Here is a 10,079-nt window from a genome sequence, read left to right as displayed (position 1 = left end):
GCAGCGACGTTAGCATTGCCTAAGCTAACTGTCGAGACGTCCGTCAGCGCTTGACGGCACTCACCAGGCGCATGTTCTGCATCATCGGCCCGTGCTCGGCATCGGGCGCCGGCACGGGTTCACCCAGTTGCTGGAGGTACTGCGGCAGGGCCGTGGTCTCGGCCCGCCAGCCGCGCTCGGAGAACCACGGTCCGGCGGGCACGTCCTCGTTGTAGATCAGCGTGAAGAAGGTGCCGCGGCGCTGCGCGTCGGCCGCTTCCTCCGCGGCCGCCGCCGCGAACACGTCGGCGGGCAGCGGGGCGGCCTGCTCCACCGCGCAGTGGCTGCCCGGCGCCGACAGGCCGTCGATGCCGGCGAACAACTGCTCCTGCGCCGCGGCCGGCAGATACATCAGCAGCCCCTCGGCCAGCCACGCCGTCGGCACGTCGCCGTCGAATTCGTGCTGCCGCAACACGGTCGGCCAATCCTCGCGCAGGTCGACCGCAACCGCCCGCCGCTTCGCCCGTGGCGGCGTTCCGTCGAGCGCGTCGGCCTTGAACTGCAGCACCGCCGGTTGGTCCAGCTCGAAGATCCGGGTGCCGGCGGGCCAGTCCAGCCGGTAGGCCCGCGAGTCGAGGCCGGCCGCGAGGATCACCACCTGCCGGATCCCGGCGGCGGCGGCCCGCAGCAGGTAGTCGTCGAAGTAGCGGGTCCGCGCGCCCTGGTACGTGCGGAAGAACTGGCCGAACTCGGATTCGAGGACGTGCTCGGGCGCGTTGCCGTCGAGCAGCGCGCCCCAGTCGCCGCCGACGGCGCGGCAGAAGACCTCCGCGAACGGGTCGACCGCCAGCGGGTCCGGCCGCTGGGCGTGCAGCGCCCGGGCCGCCGCGACGAAGAGCGCGGTGGACCCCACGCTCGTGGTGATGTCCCAGCTGTCGCCCTCGTACCGCATGAGCGAGAGCTTAGGCCGGTCAGATCAGCGGCTTGCCGGCCCGGATCCGCCGGTCGAGGTCCACCAGGCAGAGATTGAACGGGAACTCCCGGACGACCCGCGGCAGCACGTTGTTGACCGCCCGCACCGCGCCCATCAGCCGGTCCCACCGACGCTGCTTGTCGTCGTCCCAGTCGAAGTGCATCTCGTCGCGGAACCGCTGCGGCAGGAAGCCCGCGGTGATCAACAGGTTCACCTCGTCCAGCCGGCGCTGCACAGCCGATGGCAGCCGGACACCGGGCACCCGGCCGGCAGCGATCGGATACAGGTACTCGCGCAGCGCGTCGTCGATGTGCACCTCGGCGAGCGCGTCGTTCCAATAGCGCTCGAAGGCGGCGCGGTCCTTCGGCCACATGTCCGGCGGCACCTGCAGCGTCGTGCCGATCGCGGCGCTCTCCCGGTAAACGCGGTCGGCCGTCTCGTCGTCCAGCTCGCCGACGAACGTCCGCAGGATGTCGACGGTGCCCCGATAGATGCAGGCCGCGACCCACAGCTGCAGGTCCTTGTCGAAGGCGTTGTAGCTGACCGGGCTCTCCGCGGTCGAGTACACCTGCGCGTGCGACGCGTTGACCGCGCGGCGGTAGGCGGCCCGCTGGGCGTCGGTGCCCTTGGTGGCGACGGCGATGTAGGTGAACGTGGTGCGGGCCCGCTTGATCGGGTGCCGGTCGATCCGTCCGCTCTCCACCCGGCTCTCCATGACGCCGTAGCCGACGCCGGGGCGCGACAGCTCCATGATGACGTTGGCGGGGCCGGCGAGCAGCGCCACACCCATCACGCCGTCGTCGAAACCGGGGCCGCGCCGGGTGCGCCGCGGCCGGGCACCCGCCGGGCGCTCGTCCCGGCTCAGCGATTCACTCACCGTCATGTCGGCCACCTCGCCTCGGGCGTGCGCAAATCTGCGAACGCGTGTTTCCTGATGTTGCCTCGGCTTCGCGGTGGTGTCAACATCGAGGACGTGAGCCGTCCCTACGCCGGTGTGGCCGCCGCCGACCGGCTGGCGGGGCGGCGAGCGCGGCTGCTCGCGGCGGGCCTGGACATCCTGGGCGCCGGCACCGACCTGACGGAGCTGACGGTGCGCGGCGCCTGCCGCCGGGCCGGCGTGGCGGCGCGCTACTTCTACGAATCCTTCACCGACCGCGACGATTTCACCGCCGCGATCTTCGACGCGGTGATCGCCGACCTCGCCGAGCGCACGCAGGCCAGCGTCGCCGCCGCGCCGCCCGAGCACCAGACCCGGGCCGGCATGGCCACCATCGTCGAGACCATCGCCGGCGATCCCCGCATCGGCCGGCTGCTGTTCGACCCCCAGCTCGCCAACGCCGTGGTGGTGCGCAAGCGGGCCGAATCCGGTGCGCTGTTCGCGATGCTGTCGGGCCGGCACGCCCGCGACGCGCTGCGGATGAGCGACAACGAGCGCCTCAAGGCCACCGCGCACTTCGTCGTCGGCGGCGTCGGGCAGACGGTGAGCGCGTGGCTGGCCGGGGCTGTGCGCCTGACCAACGACGAGCTCGTCGACCAGCTCACCGCCGTCATCGAGCAGCTCGGCGACCCGGGGCTGTACCGCTGACGCGGCGGCGTCGCTGCGTTGGCGCTCACCCTGGAGGCAGGGTGAACGGCCGCACTACGCTCGCGACGTGCCCGCTCCGCCGCCGCTGTCGGTGCTCGCCCGCTTCACGCCCACCCCGTCGGTGCATCGCGTGCTGGGAGAGGCCGGCGTGCGCGCGGACTGGCTGGACATCACCTGGTGCGACGAGCACGACGACGACGCCTTCTTCCGCGCGCTGCCCGCCGCCGAGGTGATCTGGCACGTGCTGCGGCCGATCAGCGCCCGGGACATCGCACGCGCCCCGCGGCTGCGGCTCATCCACAAGCTCGGCGCCGGGGTCAACACGATCGACGTCGATGCGGCCCGCCGCCAGGGCGTCGCGGTCGCGAACATGCCGGGCGCCAACGCACCGTCGGTCGCCGAGGGCACGGTGCTGCTGATGCTGGCCGCGCTGCGCCGCCTACCCGAACAGGACCGGCGCACGCGGGCCGGCACCGGCTGGCCCAACGATCCGGCGCTTGGCGAGACGGTGCGCGACATCGGCAGCTGCACCGTCGGGCTGGTGGGCTACGGCAACATCGCCCGGCGCGTCGAACGGATTCTCGCCGCGATGGACGCGACGGTGCTGCACACCAGCACCCGCGACGACGGCAGCCCGGCCTGGCGCCCGCTCGCCGAGCTGTTGCGCAGCTCCGACATCGTCAGCCTGCACCTGCCGCTGACCGACGCCACCGCCGGCCTCCTCGACGGCGACGCGATGACGCACTTGAAACCGGGTGCGGTGCTGGTGAACACGTCGCGCGGCGCGATCGTCGACGAGGCGGCGCTGGCCGACGCGCTGCGCGACGGCAGGCTGGGCGCGGCGGGTCTCGACGTGTTCGCCGAGGAGCCGGTGAGCACCGACAACCCGCTGCTGCGGCTCGCCAACACCGTCGTATCGCCGCACGTCACCTGGTACACCGCCGACACCATGCGGCGCTATCTGCAACGCGCCGTCGACAACTGCCGCCGGCTCTACGCCGGCGACGACCTGGTGGACGTGGTCGACGGCGGCCAGGGCTGACTCCTTCGGTATCCTTCCTCCCAACCGACCGGTTATTTGATCGGGTTGCGGCCCGAGCGGGGACGAGGAGGCAACGAATGCCGATCGCAATCACTCCTGAGCACGAAGACCTGGCCGACTCGGTCCGCTCGCTGGTCGAGCGGGTGGCGCCCTCGGAGCTGCTCCACGAGACGCTCGAGACGCCGCTGGACAATCCCCCGCCGTACTGGCGCAGCGCCGCCGAACAGGGCCTACAGGGGCTGCATCTGTCCGAGCAGGTGGGCGGTCAGGGCTTCGGCATCCTGGAGCTGGCCGTCGTGCTCGCCGAGTTCGGCTACGGCGCCGTGCCCGGACCGTTCGTGCCGTCGGTGATCGCCGGCGCGCTGATCGCCGCGCACGACGAAGCGTCGCCGCTGCTCGCCGACCTGGCGTCCGGGGCCGCGATCGCCACCTATGCGCTGGCCTCCGGCCTCACCGCGACCCGACAGGGCGACGCGCTGGTCATCCGCGGCGAGGCCCGCTCCGTCGCCGCGGCCGCGCAGGCCTCGCTGCTGGTGCTGCCGGTGGCCATCGAATCCACCACCGAGTGGGTGGTGCTCGACGCCGAGCGCCTGGAGATCGAGCCCGTCAAGGCGGTCGACCCGCTGCGCCCGATCGCCCACGTCCGCGCCAACGCCGTCGAGGTGGGCGACGACCGGGTGCTGTCGAACCTCGAGGGGGTCGTCGCCCGGGCGCTCATCACGACGCTGCTGTCGGCCGAGGCCGTCGGCGTCGCGAAGTGGGCCACCGACGAGGCCGCCGGCTACGCGAAGATCCGCGAGCAGTTCGGCCGCCCGATCGGCCAGTTCCAGGCCATCAAGCACAAGTGCGCCGAAATGATCGCCGACACCGAGCGGGCCACCGCCGCGGTGTGGGACGCCGCCCGCGCGCTGGACGAGGCGCGCGAACACGGCTGGGACGCAACGACTCCGAAGGTGGAGTTCGCCGCCGCCGTCGCCGCGACCCTGGCGCCGGCCGCCGCCCAGCACTGCGCGCAGGAATGCATCCAGGTGCACGGCGGCATCGGTTTCACCTGGGAGCACGACACCAACGTCTACTACCGCCGCGCGCTGGGCATCGCCGCCGCGTTCGGCCGTCGCGCCGACTACCCGCAGCGCGTCGTCGACACCGCCACCTCCACCGGGATGCGGGAACTCACCATCGACCTCGATCCCGACACCGAGAAGCTGCGCGAGGAGATCCGCGCAGAGGTGGCTGCGCTCAAGCAGATCCCCCGCGAGGAGCGCGACGCCGCGATCGCCGAGGGCGGCTGGGTGCAGCCGCACCTGCCGAAGCCGTGGGGCCGCGACGCCAAGCCGATCGAGCAGATCATCATCGCCCAGGAGTTCGCCGCGGGGCGGGTCAAGCGGCCGCAGCTCGGTATCGCCGCCTGGCTCGTGCCGTCGATCGTCGCCTACGGCACCGAGGAGCAGAAGCAGCGCTTCCTGCCGCCGACGTTCCGCGGCGAGCTGATCTGGTGCCAGCTGTTCTCCGAGCCCGGCGCCGGCTCCGACCTGGCGAGCCTGGCCACCAAGGCCACCAAGGTCGACGGCGGCTGGCGCATCACCGGGCAGAAGATCTGGACCACCGGCGCGCAGTTCTCGCAGTGGGGCGCGCTGCTGGCCCGCACCGATCCGAGCGCGCCCAAACATCAGGGCATCACCTACTTCCTGCTCGACATGCACGCCGAGGGCGTCACGGTGTCCCCGCTGCGGGAGCTGACCGGCAACGCGATGTTCAACACCGTCTTCATCGACGACGTCTTCATCCCCGACGAGCTGGTGCTCGGCGAGGTCAACCGCGGCTGGGAGGTCAGCCGCAACACGCTTACCAACGAGCGCGTCTCCATCGGCAGCAGCGAGCCGCCGTTTCTGGCCAACCTCGACGGGCTGGTGGGCTTCGTGCGGGACGGGCACTTCGACCAGATCGCGCAGAACCGCGCCGGGCAGCTCATCGCGGAGGGACACGCCGCGAAGATCATGAACATGCGCCAGACGCTGCTGACGCTCTCCGGTGGCGATCCGATGCCGTCGGCGGCCATCTCGAAGCTGCTGTCGATGCGCACCGGCCAGGGCTACGCCGAGTTCGCGGTGGAGTCCTTCGGCTTCGACGGCGCGATAGGCGACAACAACGAGCTGCAGGGCAAATGGGTGGAATACCTGCTGGGCAGCCGCGCGACCACCATCTACGGCGGCACCACCGAAGTGCAGTGCAACATCATCGCCGAGCGGCTGCTGGGTCTGCCGCGCGACCCGTAACGCCAGGATCCCTGACCCCATGACCAACCGACACGTCGCGCCCGAACCACCGGAGACCGTCGCGGACCGGTTTCGGGACGCCGTCTCACCGCGCAGCCTGGCGCTCGGCATCGGCGTCCTCGCCCTGCAGTTCGCGTTCATCCTGTCCTACATCGGCGCGTTCCACGCCCCGGCGCCCCACCGCATCCCGGTCACCGTGGTCGCGCCCCCGCCGGTCGCCGGGCAGGTGGTCGACCGGCTGAACCACATCACCGGCGAACCCGTCAACGCCGTCACGTCCGACGACGTGGACGCTGCCCGCGAGGCGCTGCGCCGCGGCGAGACCTCCGCCGTCTTCGTGGTCGACGCCGCGCAGCCCGCGGACACGCTGCTGGTGGCGTCGGGCGGCGGCACGTCGATCGCCGCCGCCGTCGAGCAGCTCTTCGAGCAGGCCGACCTGCAGCAGCGGCGCACGGTTACCGTCGACGACGTCGTGCCGGTGCAGCCGGGCGACGCGCGCGGCCTGTCGGGCTTCTACCTCGTCGTCGGCTGGGCGGTGGGCGGCTACCTGTTCGGCTCGATGCTCGGCATCGCCAAGGGCGCCCGGCCGGCGAACTTCCCGCGCGCGCTGTGGCGACTGGGCGCCACCGTGCCCTACAGCCTGCTCAGCGGGCTGGGCGGCGCGCTGATCGCCGGACCGCTGCTGCACGCGATGGCCGGCCACTTCTGGCCGATCGCCGGCATCGGCGCGCTCGTCTCCCTGGTCGCCGCCGCGGTCACGATCGCGCTGCAGATGCTGTTCGGGGTGTTCGGCATCGGGCTCACGGTGCTGCTGTTCGTGATCCTGGGCAACCCGTCGGCCGGCGGCGCCTACCAGCCCGGCCTGCTGCCGCCGTTCTGGCGCGCGATCAGCAGCGCGCTGCCCAACGGCGCGGGCACCGACGCCATCCGGCGCATCGTGTACTTCGACGGCGTCGGCGCCGCGCCGAACGTCGTCGTGTTGGCAATCTGGGCGGTCGGCGCCGTCGCGCTCACCGTCGCCGCCGCCGCCTACCGGCACCGCCGGCAGCGGCGCTCGGCGTAGCTACGTCGCCTCGGCGGGCGTGTCCGACCGGCCGTCGGACGGGGTGTCGTCGGCTCCGTCCACCGGGGCCTGATCGTCGGCTCCGCCGACCGAAACCTTCCGCAGCTCCCGCTTGAGGATCTTGCCGGTCGGGTTGCGCGGCAGCTCGTCGAGGAACACCACCTCCCGCGGCACCTTGTACCGCGCCAGGTGTTCGCGCACATAGGCCTTGATGCCGTCCTCGTCGACGGTGGCGCCGTCGCGCAGCACGACGAACGCCCGCAGCCGCGCGCCCCACTCCTTGTCCTCGACGCCGAGCGCGGTGGCCTCGACGACCTCGGGGTGGCCGCTGATGAGGTCCTCGACCTCGGCGGGGAACACGTTCTCGCCGCCCGACACGATCATCTCGTCGTCGCGGCCGGTGACGTACAGCAGGCCGTCCTCGTCGAGGTAGCCCATGTCGCCCGACGACAGCAGGCCGTCGACGATCTGCTTGCCGCCGCCGCCGGTATACCCCTCGAACGGGAAGGTGTTGCCGACGAAGATGCGGCCCACCTCGCCCCGCGGCACGTCCTTCCCGTGCTCGTCGAGGATGCGCACCTTGACGCCCTTGATCACCGGCCCGACGGTCGCCGGGTTCTTCTGCAGGTCCTGCGGGCGGGCGATGCTCGCGAACGCGATCTCGGTGGAGCCGTACATGTTGTAGACCACCGGGCCCAGGTCGCGCATCGCCCGCTGCGCCAGCTCGGCGCCCAGCTGCGAGCCGGAAACGAACACGATCCGCAGGTTCGACAGGTCGGGCTTGCGCTCCATCTTCTCCAGCGCGTCGAGGATGCGCGACAGCATCACGGGCACTACCACCATCGCGGTGGCCCGATGCTTCTCCAAGTCCTCCAACACGGTGACGGGCTTGAACTTGCGCCGCAGCACCAGCGTCGAGCCGAGCATGATCGCGATGGTCGCGTGCAGGTAGCCCAGGGCGTGGAACATCGGCGCCGGCAGCGAGGTGACCTCACCGGACTTGAACGGCACGTGCGACAGGATGCCGCCGATCGGCGCCAGCGACGGCGGGGTGCCGCGGTTGGCGCCCTTGGGGGTGCCGGTGGTGCCGCTGGTGAGGATGATGATCGAGGAATGCTTGGTCACCTTGGGCGCCGGCGTGGAATCGCTGCGGGCCACCAGGTCGGCCAGCGTCTCGTCGGCGCTGCCCGACGGCTTGTCGGAATCGGGGTTGGTGCCCAGCGCGCGCAGCTTGCCCAGCTCGGGCTCGGCCTTGGCGACCGCGGCGGTGTACTCGTCGTCGTAGATGAGCACCTTGGCGCCCTCGCGTTCGGACACCTCTTTGATCTGCGGCGCCGAGAACTCGTTGTTCAGCAGGATGATCCGCGCCCCGGCCCGGGCCGCGCCGTACACCGCGACCAGGAACCAGCGGCTGTTGCGGGCGAGGATCGCCACCCCGTCGCCGCCGGTGACGCCCTTCTTGAGCAGCGCGTTGCCCACGGCGTGCGCCGCAGCGTCGAGCTCGGCGTAGGTGAACTCGCCCTCGTCGTCGATCACCGCGGCCTTGTGCGGGGTCCGGCGGGCGTTGAGCGCAGGCAGCATCCCGAACTCGCCCCACCGGACGATGTCGGCGACCATGGCGGCGACGTGCTGCGGCGGCTCGACCTTGAACGCGCCCGCCTCCAACATCTTGCGCGCGTAGTGCAGCTCCGCGGCTCCCCGCCCTGCGTACTGCTTGGCCTTCGCGGCGGCGTGATTGGCGACGGCGGCGACGTTCAGCGGCGACATGCGGAACACCCTATGTGACCGGGCTCTCACGGTCACCGAGAACTAGCATGGTGCGATGGCGCGGCCGTTGACGCTGAACGTCGCGGGTCGCGAGGTGTCGGTGACCAACCCCGACAAGGTGGTGTTCCCCGCCTACGCCGGCCGCCCGCCCGTCACCAAACTCGACCTCATCGAGTACTACCTGGCGGTGGCCGACGGCGCGCTGCGCGGGGTGGCCGGCCGGCCCATGGTGCTCAAGCGCTTCGTCAAGGGCATCTCGCACGAGGCGGTGTTCCAGAAGCGGGCGCCGGAGAAGCGGCCCGCGTGGATCGACGTCGCGGAGCTGCGGTACGCCTCGGGAACGTCGGCCAAGGAGTCGGTGATCTCCGACGCGGCGGGGCTGGCGTGGGCGGTGAACCTCGGCTGCGTCGACCTCAACCCGCACCCGGTGCAGGCGCACGATCTGGAGCACCCCGACGAGCTGCGGGTGGACCTGGACCCGATGCCCGGCGTCGAGTGGCAGCAGATCCTCGACGTCGCCGCCGTGGCCCGCGAGGTGCTCGCCGACCACGGGCTCACCGCCTGGCCGAAGACGTCGGGGTCGCGGGGCTTCCACATCTATGCGCGCATCCGGCCGGACTGGCCCTACAAGCAGGTGCGGCTGGCGGCCGAGACGGTGGCGCGCGAGGTCGAACGCCGCGCACCCGACCTGGCCACCGCCCGGTGGTGGAAGGAGGAACGCGAGGGCGTCTTCGTCGACTTCAACCAGAACGCCAAGGACCGGACCGTGGCGTCGGCGTACTCGGTGCGGGCGACCCCCGACGCGCGGGTCTCCACGCCGCTGCACTGGGACGAGGTGGCCGACTGCCGCGCGGAGGCGTTCACGCTGCGGACCGTGCCCGCCCGCTACGCCGAGATCGGCGACCCGTGGGAGCCGATGGCCGAGGCCGCCGGCGGGCTCGACGCGCTGCTGACGCTCGCCGAGGAGCTGGGGCCGGCCGAGAAGGCGCCGCGCGGCGCCCGCCGCGGTGACGGAACGGGGCGCCGGCAGTCCACGATGCCGCTCATCGAGATCGCCCGCACCAAGACGAAGGACGAGGCGATGGCGGCGCTGCAGGTGTGGCGGGAGCGCCATCCGCGGGCGTCCGACCAGCTGCAGCCGATCGACGTGCTGGTGGACGGAATGCGCGGGCCGAGCTCGATCTGGTACCGGATCCGGGTGAACCTGCAGCACGTCGCCGAGGCGGACCGACCGCCGCAGGAGGAGCTGATCGCGGACTACAGCCCGTGGGAGAACTACTCCGGCGGCCAGTTCCGCCGCTGACCGCGATTTGCTGACCGCTTTTCTTAGCGACGTATTAAAGGCTACTCCCCGGACCCTTAGGTTGGCCCCCTAGCGTCATGGCTATACGACG

At 71.7% G+C, this 10,079-nt stretch carries 8 protein-coding genes; 5 read left to right on the top strand and 3 right to left on the bottom strand.

What is annotated here, in order from left to right; genetic code table 11:
- Positions 1-43 precede the first annotated feature (43 nt).
- Together LV457_RS07175 and LV457_RS07170 are read right to left on the bottom strand one after the other, a co-directional pair.
- Positions 44-931 (bottom strand): class I SAM-dependent methyltransferase, encoded by an 888-nt coding sequence (locus tag LV457_RS07175; protein WP_232170094.1) that lies wholly within the window; start codon positions 929-931, stop codon positions 44-46.
- Positions 932-950: 19 nt separating this feature from the next.
- Positions 951-1,835 (bottom strand): oxygenase MpaB family protein, encoded by an 885-nt coding sequence (locus tag LV457_RS07170; protein ID WP_232170093.1) that lies wholly within the window; start codon positions 1,833-1,835, stop codon positions 951-953.
- Between the two features lie 51 nt (positions 1,836-1,886).
- Here LV457_RS07170 and LV457_RS07165 point away from each other — a divergent pair, with 51 nt between their 5' ends.
- From LV457_RS07165 to LV457_RS07150, 4 genes are all read left to right on the top strand, one after another.
- Positions 1,887-2,537: a TetR/AcrR family transcriptional regulator gene (locus tag LV457_RS07165; RefSeq protein ID WP_374198752.1), complete on the top strand. Its 651-nt coding sequence runs from the start codon at positions 1,887-1,889 to the stop codon at positions 2,535-2,537.
- Positions 2,538-2,604: 67 nt separating this feature from the next.
- Positions 2,605-3,579, top strand: coding sequence for a 2-hydroxyacid dehydrogenase (locus LV457_RS07160; RefSeq protein ID WP_374198751.1), 975 nt, complete (start codon positions 2,605-2,607; stop codon positions 3,577-3,579).
- 77 nt (positions 3,580-3,656) lie between these two features.
- A complete protein-coding gene (locus LV457_RS07155) occupies positions 3,657-5,855 on the top strand; it encodes an acyl-CoA dehydrogenase (RefSeq protein WP_232170091.1) in 2,199 nt (732 codons plus the stop codon).
- 19 nt (positions 5,856-5,874) lie between these two features.
- On the top strand, positions 5,875-6,918 hold the full coding sequence (locus LV457_RS07150) for an ABC transporter permease (RefSeq protein ID WP_232170090.1): 1,044 nt from the start codon (positions 5,875-5,877) through the stop codon (positions 6,916-6,918).
- On the opposite strand, the gene fadD2 is transcribed toward LV457_RS07150, so the two are convergent.
- Entirely contained in the window at positions 6,919-8,685 is a 1,767-nt protein-coding gene (fadD2, locus tag LV457_RS07145) for a long-chain-fatty-acid--CoA ligase FadD2 (RefSeq protein ID WP_232170089.1), read from the bottom strand.
- A gap of 55 nt (positions 8,686-8,740) precedes the next feature.
- On the opposite strand from fadD2, the gene LV457_RS07140 reads away from it, so the two are divergent.
- Complete coding sequence (locus LV457_RS07140; protein WP_232170088.1) at positions 8,741-9,988, top strand: DNA polymerase domain-containing protein; 1,248 nt, start codon at positions 8,741-8,743, stop codon at positions 9,986-9,988.
- Positions 9,989-10,079: the final 91 nt, after the last annotated feature.

Source organism: Mycobacterium sp. MYCO198283 (assembly GCF_021213805.1).
GTDB lineage: Bacteria > Actinomycetota > Actinomycetes > Mycobacteriales > Mycobacteriaceae > Mycobacterium.
This window is presented reverse-complemented; position numbering and strand designations above follow the sequence as displayed.

Bases quoted from the DNA above. Each gene is read 5' to 3' on its own strand.
- LV457_RS07155 (WP_232170091.1), top strand. From the start codon at position 3,657: ATGCCGATCGCAATCACTCCTGAGCACGAAGACCTGGCCGACTCGGTC.
- LV457_RS07170 (WP_232170093.1), bottom strand. From the start codon at position 1,835: ATGACGGTGAGTGAATCGCTGAGCCGGGACGAGCGCCCGGCGGGTGCC.
- fadD2 (WP_232170089.1), bottom strand. From the start codon at position 8,685: ATGTCGCCGCTGAACGTCGCCGCCGTCGCCAATCACGCCGCCGCGAAG.
- LV457_RS07150 (WP_232170090.1), top strand. From the start codon at position 5,875: ATGACCAACCGACACGTCGCGCCCGAACCACCGGAGACCGTCGCGGAC.
- LV457_RS07140 (WP_232170088.1), top strand. From the start codon at position 8,741: ATGGCGCGGCCGTTGACGCTGAACGTCGCGGGTCGCGAGGTGTCGGTG.
- LV457_RS07165 (WP_374198752.1), top strand. From the start codon at position 1,887: ATGTTGCCTCGGCTTCGCGGTGGTGTCAACATCGAGGACGTGAGCCGT.
- LV457_RS07175 (WP_232170094.1), bottom strand. From the start codon at position 931: ATGCGGTACGAGGGCGACAGCTGGGACATCACCACGAGCGTGGGGTCC.